Origin of the sequence: Vibrio antiquarius (genome assembly GCF_000024825.1) — a bacterium.
GTDB classification, from domain to species: Bacteria; Pseudomonadota; Gammaproteobacteria; order Enterobacterales; family Vibrionaceae; genus Vibrio; species Vibrio diabolicus.
The window spans coordinates 1352459-1369506 of sequence record NC_013456.1; the positions used below are offsets into that span (position 1 = coordinate 1352459).

18 protein-coding genes are annotated in these 17048 nt (G+C 46.8%); all 18 read left to right on the forward strand.

The window, feature by feature from the left end; all coding sequences use genetic code 11:
- Positions 1-30 precede the first annotated feature (30 nt).
- The 18 genes from fliN to VEA_RS06515 all read left to right on the forward strand — a co-directional run bounded on the left by fliN (position 31) and on the right by VEA_RS06515 (position 16973).
- Positions 31-441 carry a flagellar motor switch protein FliN gene (gene fliN, locus VEA_RS06430; RefSeq protein ID WP_012841530.1) on the forward strand — a complete coding sequence of 137 codons (411 nt, stop codon included), beginning with the start codon at positions 31-33 and terminating at the stop codon, positions 439-441.
- A gap of 1 nt (position 442) precedes the next feature.
- Positions 443-856, forward strand: coding sequence for a flagellar biosynthetic protein FliO (gene fliO, locus VEA_RS06435; protein ID WP_012841531.1), 414 nt, complete (start codon positions 443-445; stop codon positions 854-856).
- Positions 843-1712: a flagellar type III secretion system pore protein FliP gene (gene fliP, locus VEA_RS06440; protein WP_006741704.1), complete on the forward strand. Its 870-nt coding sequence runs from the start codon at positions 843-845 to the stop codon at positions 1710-1712. The genes fliO and fliP overlap by 14 nt, the downstream gene beginning before the upstream one ends.
- Positions 1713-1736: 24 nt before the next feature.
- Complete coding sequence (gene fliQ, locus VEA_RS06445) at positions 1737-2006, forward strand: flagellar biosynthesis protein FliQ (RefSeq protein WP_012841532.1); 270 nt, start codon at positions 1737-1739, stop codon at positions 2004-2006.
- An 8-nt stretch (positions 2007-2014) separates the two neighbouring features.
- Complete coding sequence (fliR, locus tag VEA_RS06450; RefSeq protein WP_005384463.1) at positions 2015-2797, forward strand: flagellar biosynthetic protein FliR; 783 nt, start codon at positions 2015-2017, stop codon at positions 2795-2797.
- Positions 2798-2800: 3 nt separating this feature from the next.
- A complete protein-coding gene (gene flhB / locus VEA_RS06455) occupies positions 2801-3931 on the forward strand; it encodes a flagellar biosynthesis protein FlhB (RefSeq protein WP_006741705.1) in 1131 nt (376 codons plus the stop codon).
- Between the two features lie 210 nt (positions 3932-4141).
- A complete protein-coding gene (gene flhA, locus VEA_RS06460; RefSeq protein ID WP_041853026.1) occupies positions 4142-6241 on the forward strand; it encodes a flagellar biosynthesis protein FlhA in 2100 nt (699 codons plus the stop codon).
- Between the two features lie 28 nt (positions 6242-6269).
- Positions 6270-7787, forward strand: coding sequence for a flagellar biosynthesis GTPase FlhF (gene flhF / locus VEA_RS06465; RefSeq protein WP_012841533.1), 1518 nt, complete (start codon positions 6270-6272; stop codon positions 7785-7787).
- 14 nt (positions 7788-7801) lie between these two features.
- Complete coding sequence (locus VEA_RS06470; RefSeq protein WP_005380498.1) at positions 7802-8689, forward strand: MinD/ParA family protein; 888 nt, start codon at positions 7802-7804, stop codon at positions 8687-8689.
- Positions 8682-9416: an RNA polymerase sigma factor FliA gene (locus tag VEA_RS06475; protein WP_006741708.1), complete on the forward strand. Its 735-nt coding sequence runs from the start codon at positions 8682-8684 to the stop codon at positions 9414-9416. The genes VEA_RS06470 and VEA_RS06475 overlap by 8 nt, the downstream gene beginning before the upstream one ends.
- A gap of 45 nt (positions 9417-9461) precedes the next feature.
- Positions 9462-9830, forward strand: a complete 369-nt coding sequence (gene cheY, locus VEA_RS06480; RefSeq protein WP_017635949.1) for a chemotaxis response regulator CheY — start codon at positions 9462-9464, stop codon at positions 9828-9830.
- Between the two features lie 120 nt (positions 9831-9950).
- Positions 9951-10691: a protein phosphatase CheZ gene (locus VEA_RS06485; protein ID WP_006741709.1), complete on the forward strand. Its 741-nt coding sequence runs from the start codon at positions 9951-9953 to the stop codon at positions 10689-10691.
- 9 nt (positions 10692-10700) lie between these two features.
- A complete protein-coding gene (locus VEA_RS06490; RefSeq protein ID WP_012841534.1) occupies positions 10701-12935 on the forward strand; it encodes a chemotaxis protein CheA in 2235 nt (744 codons plus the stop codon).
- 29 nt (positions 12936-12964) lie between these two features.
- Positions 12965-14077 carry a protein-glutamate methylesterase/protein-glutamine glutaminase gene (locus tag VEA_RS06495; protein WP_006741711.1) on the forward strand — a complete coding sequence of 371 codons (1113 nt, stop codon included), beginning with the start codon at positions 12965-12967 and terminating at the stop codon, positions 14075-14077.
- Positions 14078-14085: 8 nt separating this feature from the next.
- Positions 14086-14865: a ParA family protein gene (locus tag VEA_RS06500; RefSeq protein ID WP_006741712.1), complete on the forward strand. Its 780-nt coding sequence runs from the start codon at positions 14086-14088 to the stop codon at positions 14863-14865.
- Positions 14855-15934, forward strand: a complete 1080-nt coding sequence (locus VEA_RS06505) for a chemotaxis protein CheW (RefSeq protein ID WP_006741713.1) — start codon at positions 14855-14857, stop codon at positions 15932-15934. The genes VEA_RS06500 and VEA_RS06505 overlap by 11 nt, the downstream gene beginning before the upstream one ends.
- A gap of 35 nt (positions 15935-15969) precedes the next feature.
- Positions 15970-16464, forward strand: coding sequence for a chemotaxis protein CheW (locus tag VEA_RS06510; RefSeq protein ID WP_005380507.1), 495 nt, complete (start codon positions 15970-15972; stop codon positions 16462-16464).
- Positions 16465-16478: 14 nt separating this feature from the next.
- The gene (locus VEA_RS06515; RefSeq protein WP_041853027.1) at positions 16479-16973 is read left to right on the forward strand and encodes a DUF2802 domain-containing protein; all 495 of its coding nucleotides are present in this window, start codon (positions 16479-16481) and stop codon (positions 16971-16973) included.
- The last annotated feature ends 75 nt before the right edge of the window (positions 16974-17048 follow it).

The following is a 17048-nucleotide window of genomic DNA, read 5'->3' on the forward strand; positions in this document are numbered from 1 at the left end:
ATTAAATAAGGCTTAACACAGGATAGAAAAATGGAACCAAGTGACGATCAAAAGCTAGCAGATGAATGGGCAGCCGCTCTTGGCGAAGACCCGTCTGCACCTTCTGTTGATGTAGATGAAGTATTGGCCGCGCCACTGGAAGAGCTAAAAGACACTTCAAGCCCAATTACCGAAGATGAGCGTCGTAAACTCGACACCATCATGGATATTCCGGTGACGATTTCGATGGAAGTCGGTCGTTCACAAATCAGCATTCGGAACTTATTGCAGTTGAACCAAGGTTCGGTTGTTGAGTTGGATCGTCTAGCGGGCGAGTCATTGGACGTATTAGTCAACGGTACACTGATTGCGCATGGCGAAGTCGTGGTCGTGAACGATAAGTTTGGTATCCGTTTGACGGATGTGATCAGCCAAACTGAACGAATTAAGAAGCTACGTTAAGATGAGCCGCTCAATCAAAACGCGATTGAAGCAAATCACTGGAGCACTGAGCTTAATGCTGAGTGCTCCTTATGCATTTGCTGCCGCACCAAATAATCTGGATCTTGCGACGACACTGGGCTCGCTTGTGCTTGTGATCGGTGTGATTCTTTTGTTGGCTTGGCTACTTAAACGTATGCAAGTGCCTGCGATGGGACAACAAAAAGGCTTGCGTATTGTGAGTCAGTTGCCAGTGGGCACCAAAGAAAGAATCGCCGTAGTTCAAGTGGGTGAAGAGCAGTTTTTGGTTGGAATTACTAGCCAATCAATCCAAACGTTAGCCAAGTTAGATAAGCCACTGAAAGAGGAAGAGTTGGCGACCAATGCTTTTGCGACTCAATTTAGCCAACTGATCAAAAAACATGACAAAGGGTAACCCGATTCGTTTGCTCCTGAGCACGTTGTTGCTTTTCGTCGGCGTGCTGTTTTCTTCATTTTCGTTTGCTGAGGCAGAGGAGTCTGCTCTGCCTGACAACTTGGCTGATGGAAGTAGCGTCACTGTTCAGGCGATGCAAAGTGATACTGGCGCCAGTCGTGCTATGTCCGTTTCTAGTGGCGGTGGTATTCCAGCATTCACCATGACCACGAACCCAGATGGCAGTGAAGATTACTCGGTTACGCTACAAATCCTAGCGTTAATGACCATGCTTGGCTTCTTGCCTGCCATGGTGATTCTAATGACGTCGTTTACTCGAATTGTTGTGGTGATGTCGATATTGCGTCAGGCAATGGGTTTGCAACAAACGCCGTCTAATCAGGTCATCATTGGTATAGCGCTGTTTTTGACCTTCTTTGTTATGTCTCCCGTCCTGAACGAAATCAACGATAAAGCCGTTCAGCCTTATTTGAACGAGCAAGTCACGGCTCGAGAAGCATTTGATGCTGCACAAGCGCCAATGAAAGCGTTCATGCTTAAACAGACCCGAATCAAAGACTTGGAGACGTTTGTAACCATGTCAGGAGAGCAAGTTGAGAACCCAGAAGATGTGTCGATGGCGGTGTTGATTCCGGCTTTCATCACCTCGGAGCTAAAAACTGCATTCCAGATTGGCTTTATGCTCTTCTTGCCGTTTTTGATTATTGACCTCGTGGTAGCGTCGGTACTGATGGCAATGGGTATGATGATGTTGTCACCAATGATTGTTTCGTTGCCGTTCAAGTTGATGCTGTTTGTATTGGTCGATGGCTGGAACTTGATACTTTCGACACTCGCGGGCAGTTTTGCCCTTTAGATAAGCGCAGATAGAGGATAAGACATGACACCAGAAATGTTTGTCGAGCTTTTCCGTGAAGCACTTTGGATGGTGCTTATCATGGTCTGCGCCATTATCATCCCAAGTTTGCTTATTGGCCTTATTGTTGCGATTTTCCAAGCTGCGACTTCCATCAACGAACAAACATTGAGCTTCTTGCCGCGTTTGATTGTCACGCTTTTGGCTCTAATGCTATTTGGTCACTGGATGACGCAAATGTTGATGGAATATTTCTATGGCTTGATTGAGCGCTTACCTCAGGTGCTTTATTAGAGGCGCCTATGGAGTACCCCACTAGCGTTGTCTTAGATTGGATCGCAAACTATTTCTGGCCCTACGTTCGTATCTCTTCCATGCTGATGGTGATGACGGTAACTGGGGCTCGATTTGTCTCACCACGAATCCGCCTTTACCTCGGGTTAGCCATCACTTTTGCCGTCATGCCGGCGATCCCTGCAGTGCCTCAAGACATTGAGTTGCTCTCGTTTCGGGGTTTTATGACCATTGCCGAGCAAATGATCATCGGTATTGCGATGGGTATGGTCACTCAATTTATGATTCAAACCTTTGTCTTGTTGGGACAAATATTGGGTATGCAATCAAGTTTGGGTTTCGCTTCTATGGTTGATCCCGCAAATGGTCAGAACACGCCATTGCTTGGTCAGTTATTCATGTTTTTGACGACAATGTTTTTCCTTGCCACCGATGGGCACTTGAAAATGCTGCAATTGGTGGTGTTCAGCTTTAAAACCTTGCCGATTGGCTCCGGCTCGCTCAACGCGGTTGATTTCCGTGAAATGGCAGGCTGGCTTGGTATTATGTTCCAAACGGCACTGAGTATGTCTCTATCTGGCATTATTGCACTACTTACCATTAACTTGTCGTTTGGTGTAATGACCCGTGCCGCACCACAGCTGAATATCTTCTCGCTTGGTTTTGCTTTTGCGTTGATGGTGGGCCTATTACTTTGTTGGTACATACTGGCTGGCCTTTATAGTCATTATGAAATGTTCTGGACAGTGGGTGAGGCGCAGATTTGTCGACTCATTCGCTTGGAGTGCTAAGAATTGGCAGAATCAGACGGTCAGGAACGCACCGAAGAAGCCACGCCCCGACGGTTACAACAAGCCAGAGAAAAGGGGCAGGTTGCTCGGTCTAAAGAACTTGCATCAGCATCTGTACTGATCGTTGGCGCCATTTCACTGATGTGGTTTGGCGAGGCGTTAGCACGTTCATTGTTTTCCATCATGAGCCGTTTATTTGATCTTCAACGAGAAGAGATTTTTGATACGGCAAAGCTATTTGACATTGCTTTAGGGGCGATGACCGATTTGTTGTTCCCTCTATTTTTGGTGCTAGCTACGTTGTTTACTGCCGCCATGATTGGTGCTGCGGGTGTGGGAGGAATCAGTTTTTCTGCTCAAGCCGCTATGCCAAAGCTGTCGAAAATGAATCCGCTTAGCGGTTTAAAGCGGATGGTCGGAATGCAAAGCTGGGTGGAGTTGATCAAATCAATACTCAAAGTGGTTTTGGTTACTGGTGTGGCGATCTATTTGATCCAAGCATCGCAGGCGGATCTGATTCAATTAAGTATGGATGTGTATCCGCAAAACATCTTCCATGCTTTAGATATTCTGCTGAACTTTATCTTGTTGATCAGCTGTTCGCTGTTGATCGTGGTTGCCATCGATATTCCATTTCAAATCTGGCAGCACGCTGATCAGTTAAAAATGACCAAGCAAGAAGTCAAAGACGAATATAAAGAAACCGAGGGTAAGCCAGAGGTCAAAGGACGCATTCGTATGCTGCAAAGGGAAGCGGCTCAACGTCGTATGATGGCAGACGTTCCTCAGGCTGATGTTATTGTTACCAACCCAGAGCACTTTTCGGTTGCGCTTCGTTATAAACAGAAGACAGACCGTGCGCCGGTAGTGATCGCTAAAGGCACCGATCACATGGCAATGAAGATTCGAGAAGTCGCCCGAGAGCATGACATCACAATTGTACCTGCTCCGCCACTTGCTCGTGCGCTGTACCATACTACCGAGCTTGAACAAGAGATCCCCGATGGATTATTTACTGCGGTGGCTCAGGTTTTGGCATTTGTATTCCAGTTGAAACAATACCGAAAACGAGGTGGACAGCGCCCCAAAATTCAGGATTACGATTTGCCAATCCCGCCAGAACACCGGCACTAATACTAAAAGAAGCCTAATTCTAAAAAGGCTAATTTAATCAGATATTAAGCTCTACTTGAGTGTTTAGTCATTATTTTGGCGTTAATTATGGTACATAGCTTGCTTAAAACGCCTTAATTATCAACCATACCTAAACTTTTAGGCCAAAGCGGTCGCGTATTAATAGTAAGAGCTAACGTGACGCTTCAATCGATTGAGATCTCTCGTAGTATGAAGTTAAGCCTGCCATTTGCAGATAAATTGCCACGAATCCCTCAGCGTGAAATGCCAGCTATTGGCGCGCCGGTGATGGTTTTGGCCACCTTAGCGATGGTGGTGCTGCCTATTCCAGCCTTTTTGCTGGATATGTTCTTCACCTTTAACATCGCGTTGTCGATGGTGGTGTTGTTAGTGACCGTTTACACACGTCGTCCGTTGGACTTTGCCGCTTTTCCGACGGTACTGCTGATCGCGACCTTGTTGCGCTTAGCGCTGAACGTTGCTTCGACACGTGTCGTCTTACTGCATGGTCACGAAGGCGGCAACGCGGCAGGTAACGTAATTGAAGCGTTTGGTAATGTCGTTATTGGTGGTAACTACGCGGTCGGCTTAGTGGTTTTCCTTATCTTAATGATCATCAACTTTATGGTGGTGACCAAAGGTGCGGGTCGTATCTCTGAGGTAAGTGCTCGCTTCACCCTTGATGCGTTGCCAGGTAAGCAGATGGCGATTGATGCGGACTTAAATGCTGGATTGATAGACCAAGAACAGGCAAGAGTTCGTCGTTTTGAAGTGACCAAAGAAGCGGATTTCTACGGCTCGATGGATGGTGCCTCGAAGTTCGTAAAAGGTGACGCGATTGCCGGTATTTTGATTCTGTTTATCAACATCATCGGCGGTCTGTCGATCGGTATGGCGCAGTATGGATTGGGTTTCGGTGAGGCAATTGAAATCTATACTTTGCTGACGATTGGTGACGGCCTAGTTGCACAGATTCCATCGCTATTGCTGTCGATTGCAGCGGCGATGATGGTGACGCGTCAAAACACCGATGAAGACATGGGTGAACAGCTGGTCTTCCAGATGTTCGACAACCCAAAAGCACTGATGATTACCGCAGCTATTCTCGGTGTGATGGGCATCGTACCGGGCATGCCACACTTTGCGTTTTTGAGTCTGGCGGTCGCGGCTGGCGCGGCGGCGTATTTCATCGATAAACGCCAAAAGCAGAAAGCGAAAGAACCGGCTTTACCAGCGAAAGCCGACGAAGGTGCAGAGCCTTCATCACAACGCGAACTGTCTTGGGACGACGTCCAGCCAGTCGATATTATTGGCCTAGAAGTGGGTTACCGCTTGATTCCGTTAGTGGACCGAGACCAAGGTGGAGAACTGTTAGAGCGCGTAAAAGGTGTGCGTAAAAAGCTATCGCAAGATTTTGGGTTTTTAATCCCTGCGGTTCACATACGTGACAACCTTGAACTGACGCCAAACAGCTATCGAATCACATTAATGGGGGTTGCGGTGGGCGAAGCTGAGATTCGTCCGGATCAAGAGCTAGCGATTAACCCAGGTCAGGTGTATGGCATGATTGATGGCGAGCCAACCATTGACCCTGCATTTGGATTGGAAGCCGTATGGATTCGCGAAGATCAGCGTGAGCATGCTCAGGCGTTAGGTTATACGGTTGTTGACTCATCGACAGTATTAGCGACGCACCTGAGCCAGTTATTGACTAATAACGCATCGCAGTTGATTGGTCATGAAGAAGTAGAGAATTTATTAGAAATGTTAGGACGCAGCGCGCCTAAGTTGGTTGAGAACTTTGTTCCTGACCAATTACCATTAGGTGTGGTGGTGAAAGTCCTACAAAACTTGTTAAACGAGGCCATTCCAATCCGCGATATTCGCACGATTGTTCAAACTTTGGCTGAGTACTCAAGTAAGAGTCAAGAAGCTGACATATTGACGGCAGCAGTTCGAATTAGTCTTAAACGCCTAATTGTTCAAGAAATCAATGGTATAGAGCCTGAGCTGCCAGTGATTACTTTGATACCTGAACTGGAACAAATATTGCATCAAACTATGCAAGCATCAGGAGGCGAATCCGCGGGGATTGAACCGGGGCTCGCTGAACGATTGCAGTCTTCACTAAGCCAAGCGACACAGGAACAAGAATTGAAAGGCGAGCCAGCCGTTCTGCTTACTTCCGGTGTATTACGCTCGACGTTGGCGAAATTTGTGAAGAACACAATACCTAATCTCCGGGTACTGTCTTACCAAGAAATCCCGGATGAAAAACAGATCAGAATTGTGCAAGCCGTGGGTAACTGATCTCACGCATCATTAATGGATTCATAGTTTGAAAATAAAGCGATTTTTTGCCAAAGACATGAGAACGGCGCTGCTCCAAGTGAAAGAGGAGTTAGGCGCGGAAGCGGTGATCATGTCAAACAAGAAAGTGGCTGGTGGGGTGGCGATTGTTGCGGCGATAGATAGTGAATCTAACCCGTCTCAAGCAAGCGCAGCGTCACAACAAAATCGCGGTGCTTCTCAATCGAATCGCTACAACGAACATCGTCAAATGTCATCGTCTTCTGCAGATCGTTATCAAGATCGTCATTTAGATGAAGATAAAATTAGCCTGAACAGTAATAACAGTAACAACGAAAAAACAGGCTCGATGACGCAGCGATTCGCTAATATGCTTAAGCAATATAGTGGTGGTGCAGCAGATGCTGACGATCATGTAGCGGAAAATGAAGATTCGCTCTCTGCTTTATTGCAACGCCAGAATAAGCATCGCGACGGCTACAACCAAGAAAAGCCAGCGCCATATCAACCAGATTCACCTTTGGCGAAGTTAATCGCACAAGATAATCGATTTGAGCGTCCAACGCCGAAGTTGGATCCGACACGCTATGATCGCCGCCGTCCAAGTGATGAGCGAGAAGAGTCTGCAGATGAGCTGGAGAGTATGCGCGAAGAGATGACGTCAATTCGTCGTCTTTTAGAGCATCAAGTATCTGGCCTGATGTGGCAGGAAGTGGAACGTCGAGAGCCGCTCAGAGCAATGCTGATTAAGCGTTTAGAGCGTATGGGCGTTTCTCCGGAGTTAGCAGACCAAATGGCGTGCTATATCCCGGAAGATACAAAACCAGCGCGAGCGTGGAAAGCGTTGTTGTCGCTTGTGGCGGATCAAATCAATATTCCTAAACAGGACATTTTAAAACGTGGTGGTGTGGTTGCACTGTTAGGTCCGACGGGGGTGGGAAAAACAACCACCGTTGCGAAGCTCGCAGCACGTGCCGCCATGGAATACGGTGCCGATAATGTGGCCCTTGTGACAACAGATACATATCGCATAGGTGCACATGAGCAGCTCTCAATTTACGGAAGAATCATGGGTTGTCCCGTAAGAGTTGCTAAAGATTCTAACGAGTTAGCCGATGTTATATATCAGCTAAGAAACAGAAGACTGATTTTGGTCGATACGGCAGGGATGGGGCAACGAGATGTCAGGCTTTCTGAGCAGCTCGATACTCTAATGCAAGAGAGCGGAGAAGTGATTCACAGCTACCTTGTTTTGCCAGCTACCGCACAACGTCGCGTTCTACAAGAAACGCTGGATCACTTCCGACGCATACCACTTTCGGGTTGTATTATGACGAAGCTTGATGAGTCATTAAGTCTAGGCGAATTCATCAGTGTAGTGATTCAAAACGCAATGCCAGTGGCTTACATCGCTAATGGTCAGCGCGTGCCAGAAGACATTGTGATAGCGCAACCAAAATATATGCTTGCGAAAGCAAATGAACTGTTAGAGAAGTCGACAGAGAACGAACCTCACTTTTGGAACAGTGACAGTGAAGGACTCTAAGGCGGCGGACTACTATGACTGAGAATATGATACACGATCAAGCAAGCGGCCTCCGTCGCTTAACACAACCATCGTTGACCAAAGTGATTGCAGTTACTGGCGGCAAAGGTGGTGTGGGGAAATCAAACGTAACACTGGGTCTGGCGATTTGTATGGCTCGCCAAGGCAAGAAGGTGATGGTTCTCGACGCTGATTTAGGTCTGGCCAATGTGGACGTGATGCTCGGAATTCGTGCAAAACGTAATCTAGGACATGTCTTAGCGGGTGAATGTGAGCTAAAAGATGCGATTGTCGAAGGGCCTTATGGTATAAAGATAATCCCTGCAACTTCTGGCACACAGAGCATGACTGAGCTTTCTCACGCTCAACATGCTGGACTCATTCGAGCATTTGGTAGTCTTGAAGACGAAATGGACGTCCTGCTGATAGATACCGCCGCAGGCATTTCTGACATGGTAATCAGTTTTTCGCGAGCAGCTCAAGATGTCGTTGTGGTTGTGTGTGATGAACCAACTTCAATCACCGATGCATATGCGTTAATTAAGCTGTTAAGTAAAGAACACCAGGTCCAACGCTTTAAAGTTGTAGCAAATATGGTCAGAAGCTACCGTGAAGGGCGAGAATTGTTTGCAAAGTTGACGCTAGTCACAGAGCGATTCTTGAATGTCAGCCTTGAACTCGTAGCATGTATTCCATTAGATGATAAAGTACGACAGGCTGTAAAAAGACAAAAAATTGTCGTTGATGCGTTCCCTCGCTCACCTGCCGCTTTAGCTATTAGCTCACTAGCAAACAAAGCGTTAACGTGGCCACTACCTAAAACACCAAGTGGACACTTGGAATTTTTTGTGGAAAGGTTGCTAAATCGTACCGAATTCGCAGAGGACCCTTTTGGTGAATAAAGCGATAACCTATGACCAACATGGCAAGTTTAATAGCCAGCAAGCGTTTATAGAGCGCTACTCAGTGTTGGTTAAGCGCATTGCTCACCACCTATTAGGCCGTTTACCGCCGAGTGTTCAGGTAGAGGATTTAATTCAGGCCGGCATGATCGGTCTTATCGAAGCTCAGCAGAATTATGATGGTTCTAAAGGTGCGAGCTTTGAAACTTATGCAGGTATCCGTATTCGTGGCGCAATGTTAGATGACATGCGCAAAGGCGATTGGGTACCGCGTTCTGTTCATAAAAATAATCGAGAGATTAACCAAGCGATTGCGGAACTGGAAGGCGAATTAAATAGAGATCCTACTGATTCTGAAGTAGCCACGCATCTCGGTATGACACTGGATCAATATCATAGTGCTCTGACCGATATCAACTGCTCAAAATTAGTCGGTATTGAAGATTTAGGCGTTTCTGATGATGTGATTTCACCTGCAGATGAAACTGATGACAGTAACCCATTCAAAGGGGTTGCCGATGAATCATTTCGAAAAGCACTGGTTGAATCAATAAAACAGATTCCAGAGCGTGAAGCTTTGGTTCTTTCGCTTTATTATGATGAAGAACTCAATTTGAAAGAAATTGGCGATGTGTTAGGCGTAAGCGAATCTCGCGTAAGTCAAATACTGAGTCAAGCGATGCAACGTTTGCGCACCAAGCTCAGTGCGTGGACACAAAATGACTAAAAACACTGATTTTACGATTCAGTGGAGGCAATTTTGAATAAAAACATGAAGATCCTTATTGTTGATGATTTCTCAACAATGCGCCGTATTGTTAAAAACCTGCTTCGTGACTTGGGTTTCAATAACACTCAAGAAGCGGACGATGGTTTAACCGCATTACCAATGCTGAAAAAAGGTGACTTCGATTTTGTTGTAACTGACTGGAACATGCCAGGTATGCAAGGCATCGATTTGCTTAAACACATCCGCGCGGATGCAGAACTTAAGCATTTGCCAGTTCTAATGATCACGGCTGAAGCGAAGCGTGAGCAGATCATTGAAGCTGCTCAAGCAGGCGTAAACGGCTACATTGTTAAGCCATTTACTGCTGCAACATTAAAAGAAAAATTAGATAAAATTTTCGAGCGTTTATAACTCTCTCTTTTTCTCTTTGTTATTCGAGTCATTCATACCAATTATTAAATACCTATTAAATGACTCGTTTAGCGTTTTTAAAGTGATAAGAAGAACTAAACGTAAAAGGGTCTATTCAGAATGATCTCACTAGAGCAGGCGAAGTCACTCGTTCAAATGCTAGAAAACGGGGAACAAGACCAAGCCAATATGCTTGTTGCCTCGATCTACGAAGGTGCCGAGAATCCAATGCTGCAAGAAATTGGAGCCTTAACTCGAGACCTTCACGAATCACTCAAGCAGTTCAGTCTCGATCAGCGCATGACCGAAATTGCGAAAGACGAAATCCCTAACGCAAGGGATCGTCTTAATTATGTGATCGAGAAGACAGAGCTAGCAGCCAACAAAACGATGGATGCAGTCGACTGCTGCCTTCCTATCGCTGACAACCTGCATGATTGCCTTCAGAAAGTTCGTCCTCAATGGAATGAACTCATGCACGGGCGCATCGAATTAAGCGAATTCAAAGCACTTTGTCACCGAATCGACGAGCTATTAGTTCAAGTCGAAGGTGACAGCACTGAGTTGCGTGGTCAATTGACCGAAATTCTCATGGCGCAAGACTTCCAAGACCTAACTGGCCAGATTATTCGCCGCGTAATTACGTTGGTAAATGAAGTAGAAGGCCGCTTAGTGGAAATCCTAACCGTATTCTCTGGAAATAAACCTGAAGAACACATTCAAGTTTTGTCAGAACCGGCAGATAAAAAGAATACACAAACAAGCGAAGCCGAAGGCCCGATTCTTCATCCAGAACTGAGAGAAGATGCGGTTTCATCGCAGGACGAAGTCGATGACTTGTTGTCCAGTCTTGGATTTTAAAGGTAACGTATGAGCTACGATTTAGACGAAGATATTCTTCAGGACTTTCTCATTGAGGCTGGGGAAATTCTCGAACTGCTTTCTGAGCAGTTGGTTGAATTGGAAAATAACCCAGAAGACAAAGACTTACTTAATGCAATTTTCCGCGGGTTTCACACCGTAAAAGGCGGTGCTGGCTTCCTGTCTTTGGCAGAGCTAGTCGATACTTGTCATGGTGCGGAGAACGTGTTCGACGTTTTACGAAACGGCCAACGCACGGTCACGCAAAACTTAATGGATACGATGCTAAAAGCGTTGGATACGGTCAATACCCAGTTCCAAGCTGTTCAAGATCGTGAGCCATTGGAAGCTGCGGATCCTGCCCTTCTTGAAGAACTTCATCGTCTATGTAAACCTGAATCAGAAGATGAAGTCGCTGCAACCGTGGTTGAAGAACCAGTGGTTACTCCTGAACCTGTCATTCCTGAACCTGTTATTGAAGAACCTGCCGCACCAGCGTCAAGTGTCGGCTCTGTCGATGAAATTACCCAAGACGAATTCGAAAAGCTGCTGGATGAACTTCATGGTAAAGGCTCAGCTCCAGGCGCTTCAGAACCTGCGACACCAACAGCGCCATCAGAGCCCCCTCAATCAAGTGCGCCATCAGTTGAAAGTGGCGATATCACTGACGATGAATTTGAACGTCTACTTGACGAACTTCACGGCGTTGGCAAAAGTCCATCAGCGGCAGAGGCTGCAGCATCTGCACCAGCAGAACCTCCTAAAGCGGCAGAACCAGTTGCGCCAGTTGCATCGTCAGCAAATCAAGATAGTGACTTAATGACGGACGAAGAGTTCGAAAAGTTACTCGACGAGCTACATGGTGCGGGCAAAGGTCCCACGTTGGAAGAGCTGGATATGGCAACGAAGCCGGCATCAGCAAACGTAGAGGAAAGCCCTGCGAAACCTGAGCCTGCGGTTAAGCCAGCATCAGCAGCTCCAACTCCGGCTCCAGCACCAAAACCAGAATCTAAACCTGTCGCGGTGAAAGAAGAGGCGAAAGCGCCAGCGGTTAAAAAGCCTCAGGCCGAGGCAACCGTTCGTGTCGATACCTCGACGCTTGATACCATCATGAACATGGTTGGTGAGCTTGTATTGGTCCGAAACCGTCTATTAAGCCTTGGTTTGAACAGCGACAATGAAGAAATGTCCAAAGCGGTCGCCAACCTTGATGTCGTAACGGCGGATCTGCAAGGCGCGGTAATGAAAACGCGTATGCAGCCAATCAAGAAAGTATTTGGCCGTTTCCCACGCGTTGTCCGTGACTTGGCGCGTAACTTAAATAAAGACATCGTGCTGGAAATGCGCGGTGAAGAAACCGATCTCGATAAAAACCTTGTAGAAGCATTGGCCGATCCATTGATTCACTTGGTTCGTAACTCGGTTGACCACGGTATTGAAATGCCAGACGATCGCGCGAAAGCAGGTAAATCACGCACAGGTAAAGTGATTTTGTCTGCATCACAAGAAGGGGATCACATTGAGCTATCCATCGTAGATGATGGCGGCGGTATGGACCCGAACAAACTGCGTGGTATCGCGGTTAAGCGCGGCATGATGGACGAAGATGCGGCGGCCCGTTTAACAGACAAAGAGTGCTTCAACCTTATCTTTGCGCCAGGTTTCTCAAGTAAAGATAAAATTTCTGACATCTCTGGCCGTGGCGTTGGCATGGATGTGGTTAAGACGGCGATCAACACCTTAAATGGTTCAATCGATATCGATTCTGAGCTAGGGAAAGGCACTAAGATCACCATCAAAGTACCACTGACGCTTGCGATCCTACCAACACTGATGGTTGGTGTTGGCGGTCATCCGTTTGCGCTGCCACTGGCATCTGTGAGCGAAATTTTCCACTTGGATCTGAGTCGCACAAACGTGGTAGATGGTCAGTTGACGATCATTGTGCGTGAAAAATCTATCCCGCTATTTTACTTACAGAACTGGTTAGCATCCAAATCACAAAACGTCGAAGAGCGTACCGGTCACGGTCATGTGGTTATTGTACAGATCGGTAACCAGCGCGTTGGTTTTGTTGTGGATACGCTTATTGGTCAAGAAGAAGTGGTTATTAAGCCACTCGATAATCTATTGCAAGGCACTCCGGGCATGGCTGGTGCAACAATCACTAGCGATGGCCATATTGCATTAATTCTAGATGTGCCTGATTTACTTAAGCGATATGCTGCGGCTTCACGCCTTTAAGCAAAGCTGACGTTATTAAAAGGAATAAGATGGCGATTAAAGTACTAGTCGTTGATGATTCGAGTTTTTTTCGACGTCGCGTGAGCGAAATCATCAACTCAGAATCGCGCCTAGAAGTGATTGACGTTGCGGTAAATGGCAGAGAGGCGGTTGAGAAAGCCAAATCTCTTAAACCGGACGTCATCACGATGGATATTGAAATGCCAGTGATGGATGGCATTACCGCTGTACGTGAAATCATGGCAGCGGCTCCAACGCCAATCCTAATGTTTTCGTCCCTGACTCATGACGGGGCGAAAGCCACGCTTGATGCGCTTGATGCGGGCGCATTGGATTTCTTACCGAAAAAGTTTGAAGACATCGCACGTAACCGCGAAGAAGCGGTGTCACTGCTTCAGCAACGAGTTATTCAGATTGCTTCGAAGCGCGCTTTTATGCGTCGACCAATCACTCGCGTTGCTGCGAGTACCAATGCGGCATCTCGTCCACTAGGTTCAAGAACGGCTTCGCCAGCGACTCCAGCTCCAGCTCGACCGGCTGCGGCAAAGTTCCGAGCCTCCGGTAAGAAGTATCAACTGACCGCAATTGGCACGTCGACTGGTGGTCCGGTTGCTTTGCAAAAAATTCTGACGCGTTTACCGATGAACTACCCGCATCCGATCGTATTGATCCAACATATGCCAGCAACCTTTACTGCTGCATTTGCCAGCCGTTTGAATACCTTGTGTAAGATTCAAGTGAAAGAAGCCCAAGACGGCGATGTCTTACAGCCTGGTGTGGCATACCTTGCTCCAGGTGGTAAGCAAATGATGGTGGATGGTCGAGCGGGGGCTGCTCGTCTTCGTATCATTGATGGCGGCGACCGCATGAACTACAAACCATGTGTGGATGTGACTTTTGGTTCTGCAGCCAAAGTATACGGTGACAAAGTACTCTCTTTAGTGCTGACTGGCATGGGTGCAGACGGTCGTGAAGGCGCTCGTATGTTGAAGTCTGCAGGCTCAACTATTTGGGCTCAAGATGAAGAAAGTTGTGTTGTTTATGGTATGCCCCAAGCTGTTGCTAAAGCAGGCATTTCTTCAGAAGATTTACCGCTTGACCGCATTGCAGAACGCATGTTGGTGGAAGTTGGCCTAGCGTAGGATTCATCATGATTGTTTGGAGTGTAGCTAACCAGAAAGGTGGCGTGGGTAAAACCACCTCAACAGTGACATTAGCGGGTTTGCTGAGTCAAAAAGGTCATCGCGTACTGATGGTCGATACTGACCCTCACGCATCACTGACTACCTATCTTGGTTATGATCCTGACGCAGTAACTTCGAGCCTGTTTGATTTATTCCAGTTGAAGACATTCTCTCGTGAAACGGTGAGGCCGTTAATCCTAGAGACAAAACTGGAAGGGATGGATATCATTCCCGCGCATATGTCCCTTGCGACGCTTGATCGTGTCATGGGGAATCGCAGTGGGATGGGATTGATCTTAAAACGAGCTCTACAAGCGGTCTCACAAGACTATGATTATGTGTTGATTGACTGCCCGCCAATTCTTGGTGTGATGATGGTCAACGCACTGGCCGCCAGTGACCGAATTTTGATTCCCGTTCAAACCGAGTTTTTGGCGATGAAAGGCTTGGAACGCATGATGCGCACGTTAACCATTATGCAAAAGTCTCGTCCGGGTGGTTTCAAAGTGACTATCGTTCCAACGATGTATGACAAGCGCACCAAAGCGTCTTTGCAGACATTGATGCAACTGAAGAAAGATTACCCAAATCAAGTATGGACCTCTGCGGTGCCGATTGATACCAAGTTCCGTGATGCTAGTTTAAAGCATTTGCCAGCATCGCATTTTGCATCTGGTAGTCGCGGTGTGTTTGCGTATAAACAGTTATTGATTTACCTGGAGAGGTTAGCGTTCGATGAGCAGTAACGACGTGCTTTCCAGTGAACAAGCGCTTGATGACTACTTTAATGCGCTATTGGGTGAGGCTGAAGCAACGACTCTTGAGGAAGAGCTTGACTTGCTGGCTCAAGAAATATCATCTGCAGAGCCAGAGCCAGAGCCAGAGCCAGAGCCAGAGCCAGAGCCAGAGCCAGAGCCAGAGCCAGAGCCAGAGCCAGAGCCAGAGCCAGAATTGCAGTTTCAATACTCGGAGCCGGAAACTTACCAGTTTCAAGAAGCGTACCCGCCAGAATTGGAAGCCCCAAATCTGGAAGATGTGCAAAGGTTATTAAGTCAGCTTGAAGCAAGCAACCCTGTAGCCGAGTTAGATATTGATAGTATTCTTGAACAAAATACGATTGATATTGCAGCAGAAATAAAAGCGGCTGAGCCAGACGTACAAACCGTTAGTGAGGCGCCCGAGTTACAAACAGTTGAAGAGATACAAGACTGGGTGATTGATGCGCCAGTTTTTGAGGAAACTCAGCCAGAACTGGTTGAACCTCAATCGGTGATTGAGCATGATGTCAATATAGAATCGAACGTTGATACCGAGCTCGAGACACAAACAGGTTCCGAAATACCAACTGACTGGGAAAGCACGAAGCGAAGTGAAGATTTTCAAGTGCTTTACTTTGATGTGAATGATGTCACGTTTGCCGTACCGCTTGATGAGTTAGGTGGTATTCATCGCATCAGCGAGCTTAACCATTTGATAGGAAAGCCCGCCTGGTATTTGGGGCTACAAACAAATCGTGAGCAACAGTTTGATGTCGTCGATACCGCGAAATGGGTGATGGCAGATAAGCTTCGCGATGACAGTTACAAAGATAATTACCAATACGTTGTCATGCTTGGAGAGAGCATGTGGGGGCTGGCCAGTAACCAACTAATGGGGACGGAAACGCTCAATATCGACAAGGTTCGCTGGCGTGAACAGGCGGGTAAACGCCCTTGGCTAGCGGGCATGGTAAAAGAAAAAATGTGCGCCTTAATTCATGTCCAGGCGCTCATTGACATGCTAAACGCCGGTTTAGATGTCAAATCACTGAATTAGATTTAAGTCGGGAACGACATTAACGAGGATTAACTATGTCTCAAGCTTTTGAAGTAGAAGTGAAGAAAGATGCATCGAATGACGAAGTTCTTCAGTGGGTGACGTTCCAGCTAGAAGAAGAAACGTACGGCATCAACGTAATGCAAGTTCGTGAAGTACTTCGTTATACTGAAATTGCACCCGTTCCAGGTGCGCCAGATTATGTTCTGGGTATCATCAACCTGCGTGGTAACGTGGTTACTGTTATCGACACGCGTTCGCGTTTCGGCCTGATGGAAGGCGAAGTTACAGATAATACTCGTATTATTGTGATCGAGTCAGAGCGTCAAGTGATTGGTATTTTGGTAGATAGTGTGGCAGAAGTGGTTTACCTACGTTCTTCTGAAATTGACACGACGCCTTCTGTTGGTACTGATGAAAGCGCGAAGTTCATCCAAGGTGTGAGCAACCGTGACGGCAAACTTCTTATCCTTGTGGATTTGAACAAGCTCCTAACGGATGACGAATGGGACGAGATGGCTCACCTATAATGGGCTGAATGATGATGGCTGAAGAGACTCTTTTATCTGTTCCATTCCTTGCGGGTGGCGTCGCTTTTATCGTGTTGGTGTTGGTTGTTTTGCAACTGCGCATTCGCTCGGGGTTGCAAAAGCAAGTAGACCAGCAACGAGCACAGTCTCGACATGTAGATAAAGAAGTACAAAAGTTGAGTAAGCAGTTACTCGAAGTGCGTTCGGTTGTCGTTGGTCTTGGACAAAAAGTAACTGAACAACAAGACATTATTCAGCACCTAAACGAGAGAATTCGTGAACTCGAACACGCTGATACTGATGGTCGCTTGTACAGTCGAGCTTCTAAAATGGTACAGCTTGGTGCAGATATCAATGAGCTCATTGAAGAGTGTGAACTGCCAAAAGCTGAAGCGGAATTGATGCTTTCACTACAGAAAAAACTGGCGGGAAAAGAGAAAATTCCACCACTAAGCGGTCAGCCATCAGATGATGCAGAATACCCGGCGCGTGGACGTCGTCGACGCTAAAGGTTTTAAAGCGATAAAAAGAGGCGATAAGCCTCTTTTTTTGTGTTCGGTTACTAATTATCTTTTTGCAATACA

Excerpts from the sequence above, each read along its gene's own strand:
- fliN (WP_012841530.1), top strand. The coding sequence starts at position 31 with ATGGAACCAAGTGACGATCAAAAGCTAGCAGATGAATGGGCAGCCGCT.
- fliO (WP_012841531.1), top strand. The coding sequence starts at position 443 with ATGAGCCGCTCAATCAAAACGCGATTGAAGCAAATCACTGGAGCACTG.
- fliP (WP_006741704.1), top strand. The coding sequence starts at position 843 with ATGACAAAGGGTAACCCGATTCGTTTGCTCCTGAGCACGTTGTTGCTT.
- fliQ (WP_012841532.1), top strand. The coding sequence starts at position 1,737 with ATGACACCAGAAATGTTTGTCGAGCTTTTCCGTGAAGCACTTTGGATG.
- fliR (WP_005384463.1), top strand. The coding sequence starts at position 2,015 with ATGGAGTACCCCACTAGCGTTGTCTTAGATTGGATCGCAAACTATTTC.
- flhA (WP_041853026.1), top strand. The coding sequence starts at position 4,142 with ATGAAGTTAAGCCTGCCATTTGCAGATAAATTGCCACGAATCCCTCAG.
- VEA_RS06470 (WP_005380498.1), top strand. The coding sequence starts at position 7,802 with ATGACTGAGAATATGATACACGATCAAGCAAGCGGCCTCCGTCGCTTA.
- cheY (WP_017635949.1), top strand. The coding sequence starts at position 9,462 with ATGAAGATCCTTATTGTTGATGATTTCTCAACAATGCGCCGTATTGTT.
- VEA_RS06485 (WP_006741709.1), top strand. The coding sequence starts at position 9,951 with ATGATCTCACTAGAGCAGGCGAAGTCACTCGTTCAAATGCTAGAAAAC.
- VEA_RS06490 (WP_012841534.1), top strand. The coding sequence starts at position 10,701 with ATGAGCTACGATTTAGACGAAGATATTCTTCAGGACTTTCTCATTGAG.
- VEA_RS06495 (WP_006741711.1), top strand. The coding sequence starts at position 12,965 with ATGGCGATTAAAGTACTAGTCGTTGATGATTCGAGTTTTTTTCGACGT.
- VEA_RS06500 (WP_006741712.1), top strand. The coding sequence starts at position 14,086 with ATGATTGTTTGGAGTGTAGCTAACCAGAAAGGTGGCGTGGGTAAAACC.
- VEA_RS06505 (WP_006741713.1), top strand. The coding sequence starts at position 14,855 with ATGAGCAGTAACGACGTGCTTTCCAGTGAACAAGCGCTTGATGACTAC.
- VEA_RS06510 (WP_005380507.1), top strand. The coding sequence starts at position 15,970 with ATGTCTCAAGCTTTTGAAGTAGAAGTGAAGAAAGATGCATCGAATGAC.
- VEA_RS06515 (WP_041853027.1), top strand. The coding sequence starts at position 16,479 with ATGGCTGAAGAGACTCTTTTATCTGTTCCATTCCTTGCGGGTGGCGTC.